Origin of the sequence: Autumnicola lenta, from assembly GCF_031846515.1 — a bacterium.
GTDB lineage: Bacteria > Bacteroidota > Bacteroidia > Flavobacteriales > Flavobacteriaceae > Autumnicola > Autumnicola lenta.
On record NZ_JAVRHO010000023.1, the window covers coordinates 34,476 to 57,364 of the forward strand.

The 22,889-nt window shown below is 39.8% G+C and carries 18 protein-coding genes; all 18 read right to left on the reverse strand.

Translation table 11 applies throughout. From position 1 onward, the window contains the following. Positions 1–4 precede the first annotated feature (4 nt). Positions 5–544: a DUF420 domain-containing protein gene (locus RM545_RS14495; RefSeq protein ID WP_311496006.1), complete on the reverse strand. Its 540-nt coding sequence runs from the start codon at positions 542–544 to the stop codon at positions 5–7. After that, the gene (locus RM545_RS14500; RefSeq protein ID WP_311496007.1) at positions 541–1,272 is read right to left on the reverse strand and encodes an SCO family protein; all 732 of its coding nucleotides are present in this window, start codon (positions 1,270–1,272) and stop codon (positions 541–543) included. The genes RM545_RS14495 and RM545_RS14500 overlap by 4 nt, the downstream gene beginning before the upstream one ends. Before the next feature lie 42 nt (positions 1,273–1,314). Next, the gene (locus tag RM545_RS14505) at positions 1,315–1,965 is read right to left on the reverse strand and encodes a hypothetical protein (RefSeq protein ID WP_311496008.1); all 651 of its coding nucleotides are present in this window, start codon (positions 1,963–1,965) and stop codon (positions 1,315–1,317) included. A 78-nt stretch (positions 1,966–2,043) separates the two neighbouring features. Further along, positions 2,044–2,406, reverse strand: coding sequence for a cytochrome C oxidase subunit IV family protein (locus RM545_RS14510; protein WP_311496009.1), 363 nt, complete (start codon positions 2,404–2,406; stop codon positions 2,044–2,046). Between the two features lie 20 nt (positions 2,407–2,426). Beyond that, positions 2,427–3,407 (reverse strand): cytochrome c oxidase subunit 3, encoded by a 981-nt coding sequence (locus RM545_RS14515; protein WP_311496010.1) that lies wholly within the window; start codon positions 3,405–3,407, stop codon positions 2,427–2,429. Between the two features lie 45 nt (positions 3,408–3,452). Continuing rightward, entirely contained in the window at positions 3,453–4,034 is a 582-nt protein-coding gene (locus tag RM545_RS14520; protein ID WP_311496011.1) for a cytochrome c oxidase subunit 3, read from the reverse strand. Further along, positions 4,025–4,927, reverse strand: coding sequence for a heme o synthase (gene cyoE / locus RM545_RS14525; protein ID WP_311496012.1), 903 nt, complete (start codon positions 4,925–4,927; stop codon positions 4,025–4,027). Before cyoE ends, RM545_RS14520 begins: the two co-directional genes overlap by 10 nt. Before the next feature lie 87 nt (positions 4,928–5,014). Next, positions 5,015–7,156 (reverse strand): energy transducer TonB, encoded by a 2,142-nt coding sequence (locus tag RM545_RS14530; protein WP_311496013.1) that lies wholly within the window; start codon positions 7,154–7,156, stop codon positions 5,015–5,017. A 120-nt stretch (positions 7,157–7,276) separates the two neighbouring features. After that, positions 7,277–7,999, reverse strand: a complete 723-nt coding sequence (locus RM545_RS14535; protein WP_311496014.1) for an energy transducer TonB — start codon at positions 7,997–7,999, stop codon at positions 7,277–7,279. Between the two features lie 194 nt (positions 8,000–8,193). Further along, entirely contained in the window at positions 8,194–8,589 is a 396-nt protein-coding gene (locus tag RM545_RS14540) for a VanZ family protein (RefSeq protein ID WP_311496015.1), read from the reverse strand. Then, a complete protein-coding gene (gene gcvH, locus RM545_RS14545) occupies positions 8,579–8,959 on the reverse strand; it encodes a glycine cleavage system protein GcvH (RefSeq protein ID WP_311496016.1) in 381 nt (126 codons plus the stop codon). The genes RM545_RS14540 and gcvH overlap by 11 nt, the downstream gene beginning before the upstream one ends. Before the next feature lie 62 nt (positions 8,960–9,021). Continuing rightward, positions 9,022–16,179: a T9SS outer membrane translocon Sov/SprA gene (sov, locus tag RM545_RS14550; RefSeq protein ID WP_489752651.1), complete on the reverse strand. Its 7,158-nt coding sequence runs from the start codon at positions 16,177–16,179 to the stop codon at positions 9,022–9,024. 20 nt (positions 16,180–16,199) lie between these two features. Then, a complete protein-coding gene (ruvA, locus tag RM545_RS14555; RefSeq protein WP_311496018.1) occupies positions 16,200–16,781 on the reverse strand; it encodes a Holliday junction branch migration protein RuvA in 582 nt (193 codons plus the stop codon). 78 nt (positions 16,782–16,859) lie between these two features. Further along, the gene (locus RM545_RS14560) at positions 16,860–19,145 is read right to left on the reverse strand and encodes an NADP-dependent malic enzyme (protein WP_311496019.1); all 2,286 of its coding nucleotides are present in this window, start codon (positions 19,143–19,145) and stop codon (positions 16,860–16,862) included. A gap of 102 nt (positions 19,146–19,247) precedes the next feature. Beyond that, positions 19,248–19,856, reverse strand: coding sequence for a hypothetical protein (locus tag RM545_RS14565; RefSeq protein WP_311496020.1), 609 nt, complete (start codon positions 19,854–19,856; stop codon positions 19,248–19,250). After that, positions 19,840–20,331 carry an RNA polymerase sigma factor gene (locus tag RM545_RS14570; protein WP_311496021.1) on the reverse strand — a complete coding sequence of 164 codons (492 nt, stop codon included), beginning with the start codon at positions 20,329–20,331 and terminating at the stop codon, positions 19,840–19,842. The genes RM545_RS14565 and RM545_RS14570 overlap by 17 nt, the downstream gene beginning before the upstream one ends. Positions 20,332–20,550: 219 nt before the next feature. Further along, the gene (gene queG, locus RM545_RS14575) at positions 20,551–21,474 is read right to left on the reverse strand and encodes a tRNA epoxyqueuosine(34) reductase QueG (protein ID WP_311496022.1); all 924 of its coding nucleotides are present in this window, start codon (positions 21,472–21,474) and stop codon (positions 20,551–20,553) included. Positions 21,475–21,476: 2 nt separating this feature from the next. Further along, a complete protein-coding gene (locus RM545_RS14580) occupies positions 21,477–22,805 on the reverse strand; it encodes a cytochrome P450 (RefSeq protein ID WP_311496023.1) in 1,329 nt (442 codons plus the stop codon). Positions 22,806–22,889: the final 84 nt, after the last annotated feature.

Here is a 22,889-nt window from a genome sequence, read left to right on the forward strand (position 1 = left end):
GATACTAGTAGTAGGGCAACATAAAAATATAAACCAACACTCCGGTGACCGCAACATAAAACCATATAGGAAAGGTCCACCGCGCAATCCTTGCATGCTTTTTATATTCCCCCGTAAGACCACGATACATGGTAAATAGTACCAGTGGGACGATAATTGCCGATAATGCGATATGACTTATAAGAATAAAAAAATACAATATTCTAAGAAAACCATCTCCGCCGTATGGAACAGGGTCATTACTAATTTTTGATAAGACATAGCTCACCAAAAAGATAGCAGAAAGAAAGAAAGCTACAATCATTACGTTACGATGAAGCTTATATTCCCGTATGCTGATGAAAAAATAACCCATCATCAACAGAACTGCTGTGGAGCCATTCAAAACAGCATGAAAAAGAGGAAAACTACCTGATTGTATTCCAAAAAAGTTAAAACGTTCAGGTAAGAACATAAGTACCAGCACCAGTAATGGCACCAGGATCGATAGCCCGATAATTACGGGAACAGCAACCTTATCCTGTCTTGAAAGCGTTCTTCTCACAATAGTTTCTTTATATCTTCAATAAGAATTTCTATTTGGGGTTTTTCTTCACCCTCCGTAATCGATTTATTTCTTTCAACAGAACCTCTGTAGTAAATAAGTGGATTGCCAAATTTGTCAATTCTCGATCTTATATAACCTTCCTGATCTACCAGTGCAAAAAGACCTGAATGGGCAAAACCACCAGGAACAGCTTCATCTACTCCGGCATAAATATTAAATCCACCATTGGCCAGGTTATAGATCTTTTCTTTATCCCCGGTTAGAAAATGCCAATCTGGATCTGTTATTTCATAATTTTCAGCATATGCTTTAAGCACCTGCGGATTATCATGATCGGGATCTATAGTAAAAGAAGCTATTCCAAATTCATTCTCTCCAAATTCCTGTTGAACTTCAATTAAATTTTTATTCATCACAGGGCAAATTGTAGGACAGGTTGTGAAGAAGAATTCTGCGACGTAGACCTTACCTCTGTAATCTTCATTGGAAATAGTATCACCATTCTGATTAATTAACTCAAATTCCGGTGCCTTTCTTTTTTTTCCATTAATGAAAATAAAGGATAATTCCTCCCCGGACTTTTTTTCTGAACCGTCTACTTTCTTACTTAGCCGGTCCGAAGAAACTGTCTCTTTATCACTAACCCGGTCTATGATTTTGGGCACGAAAATGATCCCGAAAATCAGGACAACCAATGATATGCCTATGTAAGAATAATTCTTCATTTAATAAAGTTTCTTTTTTAAAGATGAATCCCTTCTTCTTATTTATTCTTCAAACTCCACTTGATTTTTATACTTTTTAAGTTCCAGCCTGTACTCTGCAAGTATAATTTTTACGTCATCATTCATTTTGTTGCTCAATTCAGCTACAGACCTGGAGTCATAACCATACAAAACTTCATCATCCTCATTTTCCTTTCGTCCACGGAGGGCAGCCTTTTTATCTACGATAAAAACGTAAGGCGAATAACTATCATCATTCAGACGGTAAGGAGAATCAAGACTATTAAAGACCTCCTGAATCTTTTCCGGGGATGCAAAAACAAATTTCCATCTTTCCGATTGGCTTATAGCTGCAAATTCCTGTGTAAATTCAGCAGCCTCCTCCCGACTTTCTTCCGGAAGAAGAATCACGAATTGAAAATCTTCGAATTCATAATATTTATCCAGAATTTCCTGATCTAGATTAAAAGTGTTTCCCCTTGTGTTTTGAAGATCACTCCCAAAAAAAGCGAGAATGGTAATCTTGTTCTCCAGAGAAACCTTATTTCCAGTTAAACTTTCAAAATTAGAAATGTTCTGTACCTCTGGCGTCAAAACCGGTAATCGGGCAAAATTATTTTTACCTGAAGAAAAGAAAAGGTAGGCTACTATTGGCAAAGCAAAAAGCACTCCTACTATAAAAATCTTTTTCATACTGAACTATAAGACAAAAGGAGTGCAAAAATAAAAAAGACGGTTTATAAAACCGTCTTTTCCTATGTATTTAACTTTCTAAAAATCCCAGGATACATATCCTTCCTTATAGACTTCATAAATATAAAACCCTTCATTAAGAAGAATAAATACCAGATAAAGGATAAGAAAAATAGCTGTCCAAACGATAACCCGGCGTAACCACTTATTTTCTGCTTCAAGGTGCATAAAAGCCCACCCTATAAGGTAAGCTTTATAGAGGGTAAGAAGGATAAAAATCCAGTTGAGCAGTGACATGTTTACCAGATCCGTATCTGTTAAGAATTCAGGTTTAATGATACCCAGAACAACTTCTACAATTGTCACTACAGATAAAATTATAAAAACAGACCAAATTCTTTTGGTATTCGATTCGTGATGATGTGCAGTATCGTGTGCCATAATGTTTTATTTCTTCAGAATTAAACCAGGTAAAAGAAGGTAAATACAAATACCCAAACTAAATCTACGAAGTGCCAGTAAAGACCAACTTTTTCTACCATTTCATAACTACCACGGCGCTCGTAAGTTCCTACGATAACATTAAAGAAGATAATTATGTTAATTATAACACCAGAAAGCACGTGGAATCCGTGAAATCCAGTTATAAAGAAAAAGAAATCGGCAAAAAGTGGAGGCCCATATTCATTTTGGGTGAGGTTAGCACCTTCAACCACGCCCAAGCCTTCGGTTTCAAGTTTTTGCAAGGATTCCTCTCTGGATAGAATGGTCTTTTCTCCCTCTTCATTCAAAACCCCTGTCCTTACATAAAGATCTTCATTTGCAGCAAAGCCAGTCATCACCTCATCAATAGAATAAGAAGGAAGTGCCACGCCAGATTCAAACCAAATACCTTCATTTTCTTCATGCATTATCCTATCTGAAGATCTTTTCTCTGCAAAATCACTTAAAGCCACTCTATGACCTTCATTATCTACAAACTGAAGAATATTTCCTCCGGTAGTAGTAACAGCACCATATTCACCGCTAATAAAGTTCGACCACTCCCAGGCCTGAGAGCCAAGGAAAATAATACCTCCAATGATGGTCAAAAACATATAAAAAGTAACCTTAGCTTTCTTTAACTGGTGCCCTGCATCTACAGCCAAAACCATAGTCACAGAAGAAAAAATAAGAATAAAAGTCATTAAGGCCACGTAATACATAGGAGCATCTACGCCATGAAGAAATGGAAAGTGGTTAAACACCTCATCTGCAATAGGCCAAATATCGGCATATTTAAAACGGGAAAAACCGTAGGCCGCCAAAAAACCCGAAAAGGTGAGGGCATCGGAAGTGATGAAAAACCACATCATCATCTTTCCGTAACTAGCGTCTAATGGCTGGTTGCCACCGCCCCAAGTTTTACCTTCGGTGCCTGTTCTCACAACAGAAGCTTCCATAAAATAAATTTAAATTTAAGTGATGCGCAAAAATACGCAATTTTATTATTTAAAGAAATATAAAAACAAAAACAGGTAAATCCATAGAAAATCTACGAAATGCCAGAAAGTCGCACCCAACTCAATACCAAGCATTTGTCCCTTTTGGTAGCGTTGTTTAAAATGATTATAAATTACCACTAAAAGAACAATAAAGCCCGCCGCGAGGTGGACCAGATGGGCCAGAACAACGATATATATAAAGGATGTGGTGACTGAACTCTCACTTCCTGTAAAGTAATATCCCTGCTCAAAAATTTCAGAAAACCCCCGGAATTGCAATACAACAAAAAGGATTGCCAACACCAGTGTCCCTATTAATAAAGCCGCTCCATTTTTACGATTCTCTGCAGCAATGTTCTTTTTTGCCAGCACAAACGTCACGCTACTAAAGATTATAACAATTGTGCTCCAGAAAAAAGAGTTAGGTAACTCAAACTCTGTGAGCCAATCCGGCCGCGTTTTGCTTACCACATAAGCACTGGTAAGACCGGCGAAGGTCATAATCATGCTTATTATTCCAAACCAGAGCATCATTTTCTTGGCCCTGTCGTGTTTGATCTTTTCTGATCCTTCTGTTAAATCCATTGTCGTATAAATTTATCCAAAACGTATATTATCTGCAGTAAAGTAATGTAAGACACACTGGCAAACATCAATTTCTTAGCTGCTTCTGCAGTTCTTTCTTTATACAATCTTAAAGCGTAGTAAAGCATTCCCATTCCGAGCAGGAAGATAATCACCGCTGCGACCGGAGTAAGATATAGTCTTCCCGTTACCCCAAAAGCAGGAATTAAAGAAACTAAAACGGTCCAGATTGTATAAAGCACCACCTGCATAGCCGTACCTTTATCTCTCTTACCTGTCGGAAGCATAAAGAATCCACCTTTTTTATAATCCTCATAGAGCCACCAGCCTATCGCCCAAAAATGTGGAAACTGCCAAAAAAACTGAATCATAAACAAGGTCCCGGGCTCTATACTAAAACTTCCAGTAGCAGCAACCCAGCCCAACATAAAAGGAATAGCCCCGGGAAATGCTCCCACGAAAACCGAAAGAGGAGTTTTAGTTTTTAATGGGGTATAAACACTTACGTAGAGAAAAATACTAATAGCACCGAACATTGCTGTTCTTGGATTAATCACATATAAGACAATTAATCCCAGGATAGTAAAGACACTGGCTATGGTAAAAGCTGTAGAAACCGACATGCGCCCTGCAGGAACAGGTCTGTTTTTGGTACGATCCATTAAAGCATCCAGATCGCGCTCAATAATCTGGTTGTACGCATTAGATGCTCCAACCATGAAATACCCACCTACTGCGAGCAAAAGTACAGTAATAAAGTCTATGGTTTCTGCTCCCAGAAAGTATCCGGCCACAGAGGAAAATACCACGCTGATCGCCAGTCGCATCTTGGTTATTTCCTTAAAATCGGATAAGACTGAAGTAGAGAAAGTATGTGTTTGCGTGTCGCTCAAAAAGCCCTCTTTAAATTGCCGCAAAGATACTCCTTAATTAGGTTTTAACAAGGGGCGAAAATTGTTAATTTTAAGACCCCACCTTACCTAATAATCATAGTACCAATTGAAGATATCTGTTCTTAATCCAAAGTTGATCCAGGTGGTAGAATTATCAGAATGAGCAGGTGTTTTTAACTGTGTATCAAAATTTCTGTAAATAAATTTTCCATACAACTTCAAATTAGTCGCAGGGTTAATAATATAACCTCCCTCAACTTCTGTAAAGAAGGAAGTGGTTGTATTTCCCTGGCCAATCTCCACTCCATCATCAAAAGGTCTCTCATTGTAATTTCTATATATATCGCCTCCATAAGCAGCGTTATCTATCCCATTCTTAAAATCAAAACCTCTTTTACCGTAGATTAACTTTGCATGGCCGTACAGTCTCTCATTTTTATAGCGGGCAATAGCTAGGATTTCCCGGAAGTTAGCCCCCCACAAATGCGCCATAGACTGATTGTTATGTCCATAATTAAGCACCACCTCAGAGTTATGGGAATAAGTATAAGGCCGCACCTGATTATATTCAGCCTGCAGAAGCAGATCAGGAATATTAAATGCATCAAAATATTTTATGCCTAATTGATAACCAAGCTTATTTTTCCAGCTTTGGGATCCTCCAAAAATATCTCCCGTAGAAAATTCATCTATAACCCACTGGCCATAGGTATTAATCTTGTCTGTCCATTTGTACTTTGCCGTCAACCCTAAAAGGGCATTTCCCCCACGCGCGCCGGTAGCAAATTCTATAGCGCGGTAGAAGATCACGGGATTAAGGTAGTTTACATCAAAACCCCGGTTATTATCATTCTGCCAGATGACAGATTCAAAAAGGCCAATATTGAGCCTCTTGGTTAGATTGAGACTTAGATAATGGTTAGCCATAAATTTTGTTCTGAAGGAACCATCTGCCGTGACTTCCGGCCTGACATCCCTTAGTGACATCCAGGTATTGGTATATTTTAACTTCCAGAAAGTAGTACTAAGCTTAAGGTATGGATATGGAGAAGCAATATCGCTCATTAACAAAGAGCGATATCCATCCCCAATAAAATTTTTCCCGTGGCCTAACTGGATGTTGAAATATTTACCGGGAGAATAGGAAAGGTAACCTTCTGCAACAGGATAATCATAACCCCCGTCCATAAATGGTTTTGCAATGCCCCGCCCGGGAACAATTGCCGGGTCGCCACCATCTGGCCTTATAGACTCAGCGTAATCATTATAATATTCCGCAAAACGTCCCTGATTCTCGTAAGCGACTGCATAAAAATTCAAGTTATCGCCCAATCCACCATTAAGAATGGCCATTCTGGTATTATTATAAGTAAACTCATAATCTTTCTGCTGAAAATCTTTCCCTAATTGAAGATCCAATCCAAAATCTATAGTAAACCAGTAATCTTCAGTTTGAAACTGAACAAGGTGTTCATTCCAGATCTTTCTACCTAACCAGGTTGACCTATCCTGTAAAATTTTTTCCTGTTCTGCTTTAAAATCATAATACTTTGCTACTTCAGAATATAAAAAAGGTTTAGTAGACGTGTGGGTGTTAGTTCCAATTCTATTTAGTTCGGCATCAAACCTACTATACATTTCATGTGAAAAAGGAATATTTAATTTACTTTCCAAATGAGGCCTGGTGAATTCTTCGGGCTGTATAAGGTCATACTCAGTTGTCACATTACCCGCCTGAACTTCTGAATAATATTCCTCACCCGTATCATCCTGCTCAACTTTAATTTCAGTAGCACCACGTCTTACAACATTAACTTCCTCATTTAGCCGCAAAGGGATTTTTACAGCCATTCGAAACTGTATATAGGTAGGCTTCCCATTATAAGTTGCGGGTTTTATCTGCGGAAGCGTCTCAAATGTTCTGACGACCTCATCTTTAAGTTCATCATACGCAGCATCTACATAGATTACTTCAAAGCCTCCTTCTCTGGTAACTTCAAAGAGCACTACCACAGTACCCTCAAAGTTATTTTCCTCAACAACCTGAGGAATTTTTAAGTTTTCGACTATGAAATTTTTTAAAGTCTCCCGAAAACAAGCGGAACGTTGCTGAAAATCCACCGCTTCGCACTCGGGAAAAACCGGAGGAATTTCAGAATTATTAAGTTTCTCCTGACTGTAGGTAAAGCTTGTTAAAAGTAGAACCGAAAGAAGTAGCGTATACTTCATAAATTTGAGGGGGAAATTTGATTACACACGCGAAATATACATTTTTTCCAAGAGTCTGACTTTTTAAAATAAAAAATCCCGGCAAAGGCCGGGATCTTCAAAAATTTTATATATCGGAAATTAGTCCTGCACCTGGAAAACAATTGGTAAGGAATACATTACTCCAACAGCTTTTCCCCGTTGCTTACCGGGCTGCATGCTTGGCAATTTATTAATTACCCTGGCTGCTTCCTGCTCTAACCTTGGGTGAGGAGCACGGGAACGTACCTCTGTAATTTTCCCGCTCTTATCTATCTTAAACTGAACAATTACACGGTTAATACCCGAAAGTCCAAGTTCTCCACCTAAGTCCTTATTAAAGTTGCGGTTAACGTGCTGACTGATTTTCTCACTCATACATTGCTTACGCTCATTATTGTTACTTAAATTTTCACAACCTGGGAAAATTGGCACGTCTTCAATAACTGCAAAAGGAACGTCTGCTACTTCCTCTTCAACAGGAGCTTCCACAACCTCCTCTACTTCTACGATTTCATCAAGGTTGGTTTCAGTAGATTGGATTTCATCCTCTTCTACTTCTTCCTCATCCTCCACAACCTCTATAATTTCGGGTGCCGGCGGTGGCGGTGGCGGTGGTGGTGGTGTGTTCATAATTTCAGTAATTGGCACTTCCTCATCATCTAAGGCGTCCATATTTACCTGACCTACATCAATATCTTCCCTGTCATACGTTTTCCATTCTATGGCCTGCCAGGTAATAAAAAGAACTAATATCAGCCCTAATTGAAGAAAGAGTACGCTCCTTCTAGTTAAATCTGCTTTCGGATTTTTCTTAGGTTCCATGGTTATTAATTAATAAGAGTTGCTAAAATAAATATTTTTTCTAAAAAACTGAACTAATCTGCAAGAATATACAACTTTAATAGCATTCTATTCAGGATTAATATATTACAAATTCTCATTTGCACCCTACAATCCTCCAGAAAAAAACAAAAAGGCAGAGGAGCAGCCTTGCTGCTATACATAAACCGCCTATTTCAAATCATCTTACTCTTCAATCTTTTTAAAAACTTTTCAAGCACCAAAAAGAGAAAAACAGCAAGTAAAACACCAGTAGTGTTGGCTAATATATCATACCAATCGGGATCCCTGTATCTGGTGAGAGTTCCCTGTAAAACTTCAATTAACATACCAAACAGTATACTTAAAGCAGAAATTTTTAATAAATTAATTTTGTAGTCTTCATCTCTGCGGGATTTAAGAATAAAGAAAACCATCCAAACCCCTACCAGCAGCAGGTACGCCCCGGCATGCATCATCTTATCTGTGGGACTAAAGGTACCTACACTTATCTTCCCCAGCTGAACCAGAGATAAATAAGTTAGTAATATCGTATAAAGAAGGGCAGCTATTGCAGCAATTTTAGTTACCAACTATATCTTTATATGCTTCAGCAGTTAATAAATCATCCACTTCAGACGGATTGGCAAGTTGAATCTTTACCATCCATCCATCACCAAAAGGATCGTTGTTCACCTTTTCGGGCTCATCTTCTAGACTTTCATTAAATTCTATTATTTTTCCTGATAATGGCGCAAATAAGTCCGAAACGGTTTTTACGGCTTCTACTGTTCCAAAAACCTCTTCCCGCTCCAGGGTTTCATCTACCGTCTCAACCTCAACATAAACAATATCCCCAAGCTCACCCTGGGCAAATTCTGTGATCCCCACCGTTGCGATGTCTCCATCTATCTTCACCCATTCGTGATCTTTGGTGTACTTTAATTCTTGTGGAATATTCATAAGATTAATTTTAAGTGCGGCAAAGTTACTTTTTTAAAACAATTGTTCAAACCGCCAAACTCTTAATTTCCGAAATTATATCTTAAAGTTATACCAGATCGTATCGTTGTTTGTGGAAAGGCTGTAGAGACTGCATACTCAGAGAAGTTGTGTTCATAATAAAAAAGAGCTGTGAGGTTTCGGCTTAGCGCATAATCTGCAGTAAAACCTATAGCCCAGATATCCTGCCCTGCAACTACCTGGCTATCCTCCAGATCAAGATACCTGATAATGGTCTTGTTTTGCCTTAGCGTTAGATCACCTTTGAAGTTAAGGTCACTGCTCAGGATACGATTTCTCCCTGCAATTTTAGTTGCGATTTTTAAATCCCTAATGCGGTATCCAAGTCCTAAAGTATATTCGTTTCCTTTAAATTCCGTCAACAGGTTATTATCAAAACTTAAAGAAAGCGCCCTGTCTTTCCTGATCTCCGCCAAAATTTGAATTGCATTCTCAGTTTCCAGATCTATCCGCAACAGTGGAGTAAAGAGTTCTGATAAAACGATATTTGAAAATAACACCGGATTCTTAAAATCTCCCGCCTGATTTGTTTCTTCTCTATTAGAAGGATCGTAATCCAGATTAGTCTGAAATTGATTAATAGTGTAATCACTCTTATACCCATGGCTCATTGAAAATCGTCTGAATTTGTCCTTGAACCATTTCAACCTCATAAAACCGGTATATTTCACATCCCAGTTAGGCAGGGGCACATTTCTAAATGCTCCCAGTTTAATATCCCCTACATCATTTCCAGAATAAGCTGCTATAAATGCCGGTAAAAGTACGGCTTGATTTGTTTTTCCCAAACCTAGAGGAAAACCCTCTTCATCGGTTTCATTCGGATCCAGGCCCTGCTCAAGTGCCAGCCTTTGTGCTACTTCAAGTCTGTTTCGTCTAAAGGTTTCAAAGGTTTCTGAAGATTGCTCAGAACTCTGATTAAATGCAGTTTTAATCAACAAGGTGGAAATACTGAAGTTTCCATAAGTGTAGGGAGTTAGCGACTGGTACTGCCTGGAATTGGGATCTATCTTGTAATTTTCGGTATAAGTTTCAGCATAAGTTCTTCGCGCACTAATGTCTATAGTAAGATCTGGCAGTAGTCTTACGGAAGACTGAATATCCAGCTGCTCATTTTCTACTGCGGAATACTGCTGATTAAAATTTTGAAACAAAGTTAGCCATCCGTTTCTTGCAGCAATAGTTCTTATATCATTTTGAAGGCCAAAAGTAAATCCTGTTGTTGGCTTTATAGTTCCCATAAAACCAATACTCTCTGTATATCCCGGCATGAAAATCCCTCTGTTCTCTCTATAATTTACCTGAATAGTCTTTACAGCGGTTGCAATAGTTATAAAGGAATTATATAGCTTATTCCCTGAAGCAGTTTCCTGAGCCTGAGCCTCTGGTTTTTCCCGCAATGGATTACTTGCAGCGTCTGGTGTTGGAACTCCAGCACTCCTTTCCCTAATACTGCGCCGCTGAGGCATCTTCTTCTTTTCTACCAAACCTACATAATCATAAAGATTTTGCATATTAAGGCTTGCATTAATTTGATGCGAATTTGAATTTTGAATGCTGTTCCCAATATCCGGAATTCCTTCCAGATCTTCATATATTTTAGAGCCGCGTTGCCACTGAAAATCTCCTGTGTAAGAATACGTTGCCTTTATAAATCTAAGAACAGGGATCTTATCCAGGGGCAAATCGTAATTTACCTGTAAACTTTGATAATGCAGATTGGGCTCGCCAATATTGAAAAAATCATCCCACAGGCCAATAGCATTATTTGCAAAACCATCTTCATCTATGTAGTTTCTTACAATCCGGTTATTGGAAGCATTAAAATTAAAGCTAAGGGATTTAGTGAGGTTGTAATTGATTCCGTACTGCCAGTCGAACAGATAGTTCCGCTGATACAAGGTTGGAATACCAATATCATTTTCTGAAAGATCCAATGACCTGAACTTCTGCTCATTATATTGCCTTAAGATGTTAGCACTGGCATTAATATTAGTTGGTAAAGCATTCAGGTTAAAATCCTTTAAAGGAGTAAAATATTCACTACTGTCCAGAACCGAAACATTTTTAAAAGGCTCAATCACTTTCGGGGCAAAGTTAAATTCATAAGTAGATCCCACACGTACATTTTGATCTAAAGCCTCTTCAATTTCAAAATCTCTGTGGTTAATTTCATTATAGGAAGTAGAAAAGGCAAAATTTTCGACATCGTAAGGCATTGGTTTCGCCTTTCCCATCCTTTCCTTTCTCAACCCAATAACATTTATACTTTGCCTCCTGGTATATGATTGCGACTGTTCCTTTATCCGCTCCCTTTCCACAGGGTCTACAATGGCGTCCAGCCGTGTGTCTAACTCTATGTCTAAAAATTCCTGATCGTACTTAGGCGTTATTAGTTCTTCTCCCCTGCTATAATTAAATGGAATTCTCACTCCCCACTGCACAGGCAGCAATTGCCCCACGTTTACATTACTCACCACATCGTATTGCTGTAAATCTTCGCGGCTGCGTTGGTTGGGTCCCTGCTCAATAGAACCGAAGCCAACAGTACTTCTTCTCCCGGTTGCAGATAAAGTGGCAAAATCTGCAAGGTTCGTATCCATATTCACGATTCCTGCCCAGCCTCCTTCATTTTTAAGACCTGAAAGACGCAACTCATTAAACCAGACTTCCCCACAAAGATCCTGCACTCCGTCCCTTCTTGTTCCATTCTTAACCCCCAGCATGAGTATCCTGATATTTCCAAAACTCGGATTTCCTTTTACTCCTATTCTAAGCCTCCCTGTGTCATACCCGGCTTGTTCATCTATAAGCTGCAAATTTTCAGTAAAAAAATTTACTTCTGAAGAATTTAAAGACGGATCACCTAAAACGGCAGTTTTCACCTTCTGAAGCAAGTCCAGGGAGAGGTTAAGCCTGTTTGCTTCCGGCCAGATTTCCTGTGCGGTAGCAGCGCCAAATGCTGTGGGGGATAAAGGAATTTCTATCTGGTAGTAGTTCTCTTTAAAATCTGTTCCCATTCTTATAAAAGCAACCAACTGGTCATCTTTTAAAGGTGTTCTGTTAACCAGGGATTCGGCATGTAAAAACATTTCCAGATTTTCGTATTGACGCATGTCTATCTGAAAATTTTTATATACTGCCCTTGCATCCTGGGGCTCCAGATCACAGACCCTTATCGAAAGTGATTGCTCGTTCTGCCTTATATTGGTATTACTCTCAAATAATTCTTCCCGAATAACCCCCGGAGGCAGAACGTAAGGAATCGGTTGCCTGTTTTCGTTTTCTTCAATGTTTACGGCTGCAACTTCAAATAGTGTTCCTGAGTTTGCCGGTAACGGACTTTCAGTATTCAGGCTTTGAGTATATCTCCTGTAATCTCCCCTCACCAGGTCCATAGTCCCAAAACGCAAATGCACTTGTTCTTCAAAACCTTTCAGGAACATTCGCATAAAACGGATCGACCGAAAATCGCCAATTCCGCCACGGGAATTGGTAGGCTCATATATTGGAACTTTAAATTGAATCCATCTTACCGGCAGCTCCTGACCGTTTCTAAGGGTGGTGGTTAACTCGCGAACGTCGGTTATAAACTGGTTGTTATCAATATTCATCCCCGGAAAAAAAGGAACTTCATACTCAAAATAACTGTTAATAGTATTCATTGTATTATCCCGGTTAATATCCTCTGTAGTTGGCAGGGTCGTATTACCGCGGTTAGTAGCACCCACATCTGTAGGAGAATTTCCCTGTGAGCCATTATAATTACTATACCTGTTAACGATATCGCCAGAGGTATTCAGGAAATATTCAAAATTATCTTGTGAAGGATCTGGCAATTCAGCAAATTGAGGAAAAAATAACGCCTCTTCCGCATCCAGAAGACCGTCATAACCGGCATCCTGATTAATCCGCGCCTCTCCTTCAGAATCAAAAGCATATACCAGGGATTGATCTGCAGGAACAAGACCAAAATCTGTAGTCACCGCGTTCATGGAACCACCATCGGTGGGAAGCCCATTTTCATATTGTTTGCGCCCATCCTTTAAAACATCTTCAGAAATATTCCCCAGGTTAAAAACAATATCTCCTCCGGAGGCACCCTGGTTTTCAGGATATATATAAGGATCCATTACCCAGAATTCAATGAACTCAACATTGGACTGTTCAAAATTTGTGGTATTTATCCCCCGCATTATACCACCAAAATTGTCTTCCGGATTTGGCAAAGTATTGGTTCCTGCAGCAGCCGGATTGAAATTATAAGGCCCACGCTCTGCTGGATTGTAGGAAACATCCATGGTGTAAAGCACCTGCGGCTGTCCCTGTACCACATCTGTATTTGGAAAAATTTCACTCAGTGCCACACGGCGGGTCCTAAAATTTGAAAGGTCTGAATCTGATATCCCATCTGGCCTCCCATTACTATAAAATATAGGATCTATTGTATACCAGGACATTTTTGCTCTTCTGTAGCCATAAGCCAGGTCTCCGTTCGCTAATTCTCCCCCAAACCCCAGCGGTACACTTGACAGCTCCCAGGAAAGGGGACTATTTATATCTATGGAAGTTTGCGCAGCCTCAAAATCGTCCACATAACTTGTCACCCTGCCATCAAAATCACTGGCATTAGGTGCTCCCGGAAGAAGATATGCAAATTCACCACGTATGGAGAGGTTCGATTTTACATCTGTGTCGATATTTGGCAATTTATTGACCAGTCTTGTGAGAAAGGGAACTTCAGTAGAATAATTAAGATTAAGCCCGAAAATTGAATTATTTATAGGCTCATAACTATAATTAGCTTTTTGTGTAAGGGGTCGCTCCTTCAAATTAAGAAAAGTACCGCCGACTAAGAAGTTTTCGTTGAAAAGGTGCTCCACATTAATTCCGGTAAAGCGTTTTGTCTGCTGACCAAACAAGGCGTTGTTCTCTGTATTGACCTGAATTGGTATATCTGAAGCAAGCAAAGCTTCATCCAGGATTTGCACTCTTCCCAGTTCATAATTCACCACGTAGTCCACTCCCTCCTGAAGGAGCCGCCCGCCCGCAGTAACAGTAACCGAACCCTGGGGCAGGTTAAAGCCAATTGGTATACCTTCAACTTCTGCAGATTTATACCTTCCGCTTAGCTGAAATTTATTCTTATCCGCATCCTCCTGTTCCGCCTGGGTTTTCGTCGTTCGATATAACGAACGGAAAACATATTTTTCCTGGTTTTCATTCCAGGTCGAAGGCTGATTGTAAATTTCCTGACCATCATTGGGATTCAAATCCAGTTTCTCAAAAAGATACTCTCCAAAAGGTTCAACGGTAGTAAAAATGATATTGCCGTTTACCGGATCAATAGTAATTCCCGGAACATAATCAAAAAAGCCGTCTCCGCCGTTTATGGGATCATTATTGTTGTTCAGTTTGTCCATCCTGAACACCCTGAGTAAAGGCGTTTCTTCGACATCTTCGGGCAAAGGTACAGAAGCATTTTCGGCAGGCTTGATGTAGTTCAGAGGTTGTGGATCTGTATACAAAATATTCATCCGGAAATCCTGTCGCTCCAACTGATAGGCACCAAGACTATAAATATTTTTCATCATAAGGTCCCAAACCGGCTCATTTACATTTGTAATAGTGCTTTTCAGCATTTTCACAACCAGATTTCTATTTGAGCGGGGATTAGCCTCAGGATCATCGTTTATGCTTATATCACCCGTGGCATTAACACCGTCGTTTGCAAACTCCCCTACCTGGTATACTTCACCATTAACGGTAAATTGAAAAGCCACCGCCAAAACTTCATCATTGCTTAACCGTTGATTAAGAGAAATATACCCGAGCTGAGTATTTAAAGTAAATTCGGAAGGATTTAACTGCCGTGCATTTTCCAGTTTAACATAATCTGTGCCTTCAGACACCTGCACTCCGCCAAAACCTCTTTCTACTGTAGAAACATCTCTTATTGCAGGGGTTAAAACAGATTGTGGCGCGGCATTTATTCCGAAGGGATTAAAATCGTTGTTCGCATTATCTGGAAAAGCTCCCGGCGGCTGATTAAAAAATCCAGCCGGCACACTTGGAAGTCCGATATTCCCGGGGACATTAGTCTCCCCCAGATCCTGAATCCCAACAATATTCCTGGTGTCCTGCAAATTTTGGACATTATTGGTCCTGTTGGTAATCCATACCTGGATTCTTTTTACCTGGATGTTTGAGTTTATAAAAGGGTAATTCGCTAAAGCCTCATTGTAATGATCCCGAAAGTAGTGCGCGAGGAAGAAATGGCGATCCTGGTCATAATCCAGGATAAACCGATCAAAATCCTCTACTGTTGCACCTCCTTCAACGTTTACTGTACGTCGCTCTGACTTTTGTTCTGAAAAAACTCCTGTAATTCTTGTTTTCCCAAACTGAAGTTCCGTCTTAAACCCGAACAGGCTCTGCGCACCCTGAATAAGCGCCGAATTTAGTGGCATATTCACATTACCCACCTCTATTTTTCTCACAATATCGTCCTCTGTAGGCGTATATTCCAACTTTAGCTGGTTCTGAAAATCAAAAGTAGATTCTGTGTCATAATTTGCAATCACGCCTAATCTTTTTCCCACTTGCCCCATGAGGCTCAGACTGATACGCTGATCGAAATCAAAGGTTAAATTACTCCTGTTCCTGGGTGAAAATGCCGGATTGTCCTGTTTGGTGTAAAGCAAACCAAGATCCATCTCTACTGTACCCTGCGGAACAATATTAATTTCGGTCCCGCCAAAGACACTTTCAAAAAAGTTATTGTTTACATAAAAATCCGGAAGCAGATCACGCTGAATTTCTTCTGCTCCTTCCTTATTTCCTGAGAGCGCGTCGTTCTTCAGTTTAAAATAATTGCGCATTTCCTCCTGCAGCACGAGTTCTTCGTATTCTTCAGGAGTTAAAACAAGAGGAAGGGATAAATTTATTTCACCAAGACTTTGGCGATAAATGTAGCGGTCTAAAACAGGATCGTATTCATACTTTGTGACAATACTATCGGGATCAGGCAAAGATATTTCCCCGAGAACATAACCTGTACCGGTGGTGTCCTGTTGCGTTTCTTCTTCCTGTGCCGAGAGTTTAAACGTAATTACTAGTAGCAACACTAACGTAAACCGTCCCGATGTTGACAATTTCAAGTAATTGTTCCTCAAACTAATTATAGATTTTTAAGCGCCTGCTTTATCAGGGACTCCACGCTTGGATCTGGAGTTTCCTTTAAGATTTTGTCAATAACTTTTTCAGCCTGTTTCCTGGCAAAGCCAAGAGTTTCTAAAGCTGATAACGCTTCCTCTTTAATAGTATTGTTTGAGGAGACAAAAACTTCGTCGGCACCAAAAACTTTCAGGATCTTATCTTTAAGGTCTAAAATTACCCTTTGTGCAGTTTTGGATCCTATTCCTTTTATACTTTGAATAGTTGCCGCGTCCCCAGATGCAATTGCTTCTTTTATCTGATTAGGCTCCAGGGAAGAAAGCATAGTACGTGCGGTACTTGCTCCAACTCCTGAAACTGATATAAGAAGTCTGAAAATTTCTCTTTCAGACTTCTCCTTAAAACCGAAAAGGGTATGTGAATCTTCTTTTACCTGTAAATGGGTATAGAGGCTAATGGCTTCAGAAGCAGAAATGAGTGAAAAGGTGTGGAGGGAAATATGAACAAAATATCCAACGCCCCCACATTCAATAACAACAAAAGTCGGGTTCTTCTCAATGAGCTGCCCCTTTAAATGATGAATCATAATTTAACAGAAAAATGTAGGGCTCAAATGTAGTAAAATTAAGCTAAGGCTAAAATCTGCTCAAAACTATGGCGAAAACTACTTTTTCGGCTTCTTTGATTTCTCCTGCGCATCTACCACCGCAACGGCAGACATGTTAACCATCTCTTCTACACTTGCGCCCAGCTGCAGGATATGAACCGGTTTTTTCATCCCCATCATAATAGGACCTATAGAGTCTACATTATTAAGTTCTTTTATAAGCTTATAAGCACTGTTAGCCGAATCCAGATTGGGATAAATCAAGGTGTTCACCTTTTTACCCGCCAGTTTAGAAAATGGAAATTTGCTCTGCAGCATTTCCTTATTAAGCGCAAAATCACTCTGCAACTCCCCATCCACTTTTAATTCCGGATGAAAACGATGAAGGTAGGAAACGGCTTCTTTTACTTTCTTCGCCCGCGGATCATTGGAGGAGCCAAAATTGGCATAAGAAATCATAGCTATAACTGGTTCCATTCCAAAAAGCTGAACTGTTTTCGCCGTCATCTGGGCAATTTTTGCAAGATCTTTCGCCGTAGGATCAATATTTATAGAAGTATCACTAATAAAAAGAGGACCACGTGCAGTATTCATAAGATTGGTTGCTGCAACCCTTGTCACTCCTTTTGCCATACCTATAAGCTCCAACATAGGCTTTACCACTGCAGGATAAGCTCTGGAATAACCGGAAAGTAGTGCGTCTGCATCACCTTCGTTCACCATCATTGCGGCAAAATAATTTCGCTCCCTCATTAGCTTTTGAGCGTCATATAGCGTTACGCCGTTCCTATTCCTGGTTTTCCAGTATACGTGGGCATAAGCGTTACGCTTCTCTTCCTGCTCGTCAGCCTTCGGATCGATGATTTCTACATCGCCATCAAAATCAATTTCTGCCATGAGTTCCTGGATCACTTCTTTGCGCCCGAGAAGGATAGGAATTGCTATTCCTTCATCATTTGCGATTTGAGCAGCTTTAAGTACATCAAGGTGATCTGCTTCGGCATAAACAATCCGTTTCGGATTTGTTTTGGCACGGTTCATTAAGAGGCGGGTAACTTTATTGTCGTTACCCATGCGCTCCAGCAGCTCATCTTCATATTTCTGCCAGTCGTGGATAGGTTCTTTTGCAACACCACTTTCCATAGCAGCTTTTGCCACTGCCGGCGGTACTTTTGCAATTAATCTTGGATCAAATGGCTTCGGAATAATATATTCAGGACCAAAATTCAGGCGGGTTTCACCATATGCAATATTCACCTGCTCTGGCACAGCTTCTTTTGTGAGCTCTGCAAGGGCTTTGACCGCGGCCATTTTCATTTCTTCATTGATCTTGGTTGCACGGACATCCAGTGCTCCTCTAAAGATGAATGGGAAACCAAGTACATTATTAACCTGGTTAGGATGGTCACTTCTGCCCGTAGCCATGATGATGTCTTTACGTGTATCCATAGCCAATTGATAATCAATTTCAGGATTTGGATTTGCCATAGCAAAAACAATTGGCTTTTTAGCCATGCTGGTGAGCATTTCCGGAGAAACAATATCGGCAATGGAAAGTCCTATAAAGACGTCGGCATTCTTCATAGCTTCATCTAGAGTGTCGATTTTCCTGTCGGTAGCAAATTCCAGTTTTTCTTCTGAAAGCCCCGGACGATCTTTTCTAATCACTCCTTTGCTATCCAGCATTACAATGTTTTCAGCTTTTGCACCAAAAGCTTTGTAAAGTTTGGTACAGGAAACAGCAGCCGCACCGGCACCGCTCACTACTATTTTTACTTTATCGATTTTCTTTTTCGTCAGTTCCAGAGCATTTAACAATGCTGCTGCAGAAATTATAGCGGTCCCGTGCTGATCATCGTGCATTACGGGAATATCCAGCTCTGCCTTTAGGCGTTTTTCAATTTCAAAAGCCTCGGGAGCTTTAATATCTTCAAGGTTAATTCCTCCGAAAGTAGGAGCGATATTTTTGACTGTTTCAATAAACTTATCTACATCTTTGGTATCCACTTCGATATCAAAAACGTCTATATCTGCAAAGATTTTAAATAAGAGTCCTTTCCCTTCCATAACTGGTTTGGAAGCTTCAGGACCTATATCACCAAGGCCAAGAACTGCCGTTCCGTTAGAAATTACCGCTACCAGATTCCCTTTAGCTGTATATTTATAGGCGTTATCTTTATCTTTTTCAATCTCCAAACAAGGCTCTGCAACACCGGGGGAATAAGCCAGGGACAGATCTCGTTGTGTAGCATATTTCTTGGTTGGAACAACTTCTATTTTCCCCGGTTTAGGTTTAGCATGATAAACCAATGCTTCCCGTCTCTTCCTTGCTTTATTACTCATAAAATTCTTTTTTTTGCCTTACTAACAAATATAACAAGGTTTCTTTAGAAAACTGAAGCAAAAGCTTATTAATACCTCCACCTGAAAAAATGTAGCATCTCTTTATGCCTTCATCAATTCCTCCATATCTTCAATGGTACTTTCTAATCTAACCAGCAATTTTCCGTAGATAACTGCTGTACTTATCCGATAAGCTAAAATTCCTAGTATGAAAAGCAATACAGCCATTCCGGCAACAATTAAAAGTTCCAAAGCTAAGTCAAGTTGTTCAAAATTGCTCATTATTTCGCTTCCTCTAAAAAATATCCAGTAAGCAGGAATAGCCACTAAAGGAAAACCAACACCCATGAGCCATGTAGAAAATTTCACTATACTTTTAACCTGGTTTCTATAATCAAGGAGATAATCATATGTACTGTTTTTAACATCAAGCGTTTCCAATTCTTTCAGCTTCTTTTTGTTTAAAAAATAGAGTGCTGTAATTAGAGCAGCCACATAAAAACCTAATACAACTTTCCCCATGAAAACCAGAATAAAAAAAATCACCACTCCAACCGGAATTAAGCTGAAATTGTCTTTTCTGGTCGTCCTTTTTATCTGTTCAATAAGCAAGGTAGATTTGCGTTCGTAAAGATTCGACACTACCGGAACTGAAAGTTTCTCTTCAGCTTCAAATCCTTTTTTCCATATATTTTCAATAGATCTTTCCATCAAGTAAATTTTTTAGTTGTTTTTTAATCCGTGTAATTCTCACCCCAATATTATTTGGTGTGGTTCCAATAATGTCTGCGATTTCTTTATAAGAATTTTCTTCCAGGTAAAGCAAAATTATAGCGCGATCTAATTCTGAAAGTTGACGGATTGCCTTGTATAGTAGTTTTAAAGATTCATCCTGAAAAGCATTCTCCTCATCTGGCACATTCTGAACCTCAATATAATCTGAAACTCGAACCTGCTTCTTTTTGCTTTTTCTCAATAAACTCATACAAACATTCAGGGAAATCCTGTAAATCCAGGTAGACCATTTAGATTCTTCTCTAAAACTGTTTCGGCTATTCCATACTTGAAGGCAAACCTCCTGGTAATAATCCTGAAAATCCTCCTCGGTATCGGTATATGCCCTGCAGATTTTGATGATAATGCCTGCATACGGCAGAATAAATTGGGTGTAGAAATCCTTGCTCAAAATTGTCTTTACCTGTTTAGTGATGAAATACCTGATTTATTACAGGACTGGTAAAAAAACTTAAATTTTGAAGAACTGAAGCATGAATCAAAGCCAAACCGACATTAAAAGGTCGATAATTGCCAATTTTTGGGATAGGTTCTTTCTGGAGGTAAAAGACCTGTCAGGTTTTTAAAACCTGACTGGTCTCTATTAGATGTTTTAGCCGAAAAAACTGAATTACTTCTGAAGAAACTTCATATTGCGCTTTAAACCTTCAAATTTTGTTCTTTTTACGGCAGATTTCCTGAAAATTTCATTGAAAGTATCTTTGGTGATCTCCTCCCAGTCCTTTTTATCGTTTTCCAGTAGTTGTGGATGCGGATTAAAAAGTGGCTCGTTATGAGGTTTAGAAAACCGGTTCCACGGGCACACATCCTGGCACACATCGCACCCAAACATCCAGTCGTCAAATTTATCCTTGTAAGAATTTGGCAATTCGTCCTTCAGTTCAATCGTGAAGTAAGAAATGCATTTACTGCCATCAACTTTATAAGGTTCCACAATAGCATCTGTCGGGCAGGCGTCGATGCAGGCGGTACAGCTTCCGCAGTGATCGGTGACGGGAGCATCATAATCCAACTCCAGGTCCACAATTAATTCGGCAATAAAATAGAAGGAGCCGGTTTGTTTCGAAAGGAGATTTGAATGTTTTCCAATCCAGCCGAGTCCGCTTTTGGCTGCCCAGGCTTTATCCAGGACCGGTGCAGAATCTACAAAAGCCCGGCCTTCAATTTCACCAATTTCGTCCTGCATATAATGAAGCAACTGCTTCAGTTTGTCTTTTATCACAAAATGATAATCCTGACCGTAAGCATATTTGCTAATTTTATAAGTGTTCTCCTTCTGAAAATCGTGCGGATAGTAATTTAGCAACACGGAAATCACACTTTTCGACCCCTCCACGAGTTTTGTAGGATCCAGCCGCTTATCAAAATGATTTTCCAGCCACCGCATCTCCCCGTGCATGTTATTCTGAAGAAAATTTTCCAGCCTGGGAGCTTCTTTTTCAAGAAATTCTGCTTTAGAAATACCGCAAGACAGGAAACCGAGACGTTTGGCTTCGGCTTTAATCATTTCTGAATATTTTGTCTTGTTACTCATTTTTATCTCGGTGTGAACTCCAAAATGGCATTTTTCGGCTTTAAGGTGATTAACGGCTGAATTTCAATTTCTGCTGAAGGAGCCGAAATTTTAAAACGCGAAACCAATTCTGCAACCGTCATAATCATCTCGTACATTGCAAAATTGTTGCCAATACATTTTCTTGGCCCCGCACCAAACGGAAAATAATACGGCTCATGTTTATTTCCACCTCCTTCAAATCTATCGGGATCAAATTTCTCAGGATTTTTCCAGTGCTCCTCATCTCTGTGGATTTCATATAAAGAAAATAACAAACTGGAATTCTTCGGAATATGAATTCCGTTAAACTCATCATCTTCCAGATTGACCCGATCTATAAAATAAACCGGCGGATACAGCCGCATGGATTCTTCAACGACCTGGGAAGTGTAGGTGCAATTTTTCAGAAATTCAAAATGATTTTCTGAATTTGCCCTTGCTTCTTTTACTTCAGCAGCGATTTTATCCTGAACTTCAGGATGGTTTGCGAGCAACTTGGCCGTAAAAGTCAGCGCGTTTGAAGTGGTTTCGTGACCTGCTGTAAACAGGATCAGGATTTCATCTATTAGCTGCTTTTCACTCATTGCTTCGCCATCTTCATAGCGGGCATCCAGCAACATATCCAACAGATCGTCCTGCCTTTGGCCGCTTTGCCTGCGCTCAGCAACTATTTTCTTTAGAATTTCCCTGGCTTCCTGCGTGAGTTCCAGGTGGTGCTTAATTTTACCACTCAGTTTAAACCACCAGCCTTTAAAAGGTTGCCGCAATTCTTTGACCAACATTTTTTGAGCAGCCTCTGTAATATACTGTAATCTGTTAATTTCCTCCTGCCCTGCCGCACTGCTAAAAAGGGATTTCACCACCGTTTGGAAAGCCAGGTCATTAAAAATTGGAAAAATATCCATGACTTTTCCAGTTTCCACCCGATCAATTTCAGTTTTGATGGCCGCATCTACGCTGTCCAACAATTGGGCAAGCTGTTTTTTATGAAAAGCAGGCTGGACCATTCGCCTTTGCTTCCTCCACTGTTCGCCGTCTGTGGTTAGAAGTCCGTGACCAAGATATTTGGCCATATCTTCTGTCTGGATGGTTGATTTATGATAATTCTTGTGGTTCTTTTTCAGTACATATTCAGCAAAATTGGCATCCCTGCAAAAAATAACATTTTTCCTAAAGCCCAGATCCACCTGGAAAATATCCCCAAGCTTTTCGAAATTCTCCCGATGAAACGGCAGCGGATTCCGAAGAATAAGATTGGCATTTTTCAGGAACCGGAAGGAGGAAACTGTAGGTATATCGATATTTGCCATTTTTGAAGGTGTTTCAGAATTAAAGTCTCAAATAACGCAAGTTGCGGCTTAGGGATTCAAATTTGTCAGTTAAACATTGTTTTT

Bases quoted from the DNA above. Each gene is read 5' to 3' on its own strand.
- RM545_RS14500 (WP_311496007.1), bottom strand. From the start codon at position 1,272: ATGAAGAATTATTCTTACATAGGCATATCATTGGTTGTCCTGATTTTC.
- RM545_RS14505 (WP_311496008.1), bottom strand. From the start codon at position 1,965: ATGAAAAAGATTTTTATAGTAGGAGTGCTTTTTGCTTTGCCAATAGTA.
- RM545_RS14510 (WP_311496009.1), bottom strand. From the start codon at position 2,406: ATGGCACACGATACTGCACATCATCACGAATCGAATACCAAAAGAATT.
- RM545_RS14515 (WP_311496010.1), bottom strand. From the start codon at position 3,407: ATGGAAGCTTCTGTTGTGAGAACAGGCACCGAAGGTAAAACTTGGGGC.
- RM545_RS14520 (WP_311496011.1), bottom strand. From the start codon at position 4,034: ATGGATTTAACAGAAGGATCAGAAAAGATCAAACACGACAGGGCCAAG.
- RM545_RS14530 (WP_311496013.1), bottom strand. From the start codon at position 7,156: ATGAAGTATACGCTACTTCTTTCGGTTCTACTTTTAACAAGCTTTACC.
- RM545_RS14535 (WP_311496014.1), bottom strand. From the start codon at position 7,999: ATGGAACCTAAGAAAAATCCGAAAGCAGATTTAACTAGAAGGAGCGTA.
- gcvH (WP_311496016.1), bottom strand. From the start codon at position 8,959: ATGAATATTCCACAAGAATTAAAGTACACCAAAGATCACGAATGGGTG.
- ruvA (WP_311496018.1), bottom strand. From the start codon at position 16,781: ATGATTCATCATTTAAAGGGGCAGCTCATTGAGAAGAACCCGACTTTT.
- RM545_RS14560 (WP_311496019.1), bottom strand. From the start codon at position 19,145: ATGAGTAATAAAGCAAGGAAGAGACGGGAAGCATTGGTTTATCATGCT.
- RM545_RS14565 (WP_311496020.1), bottom strand. From the start codon at position 19,856: ATGGAAAGATCTATTGAAAATATATGGAAAAAAGGATTTGAAGCTGAA.
- queG (WP_311496022.1), bottom strand. From the start codon at position 21,474: ATGAGTAACAAGACAAAATATTCAGAAATGATTAAAGCCGAAGCCAAA.
- RM545_RS14580 (WP_311496023.1), bottom strand. From the start codon at position 22,805: ATGGCAAATATCGATATACCTACAGTTTCCTCCTTCCGGTTCCTGAAA.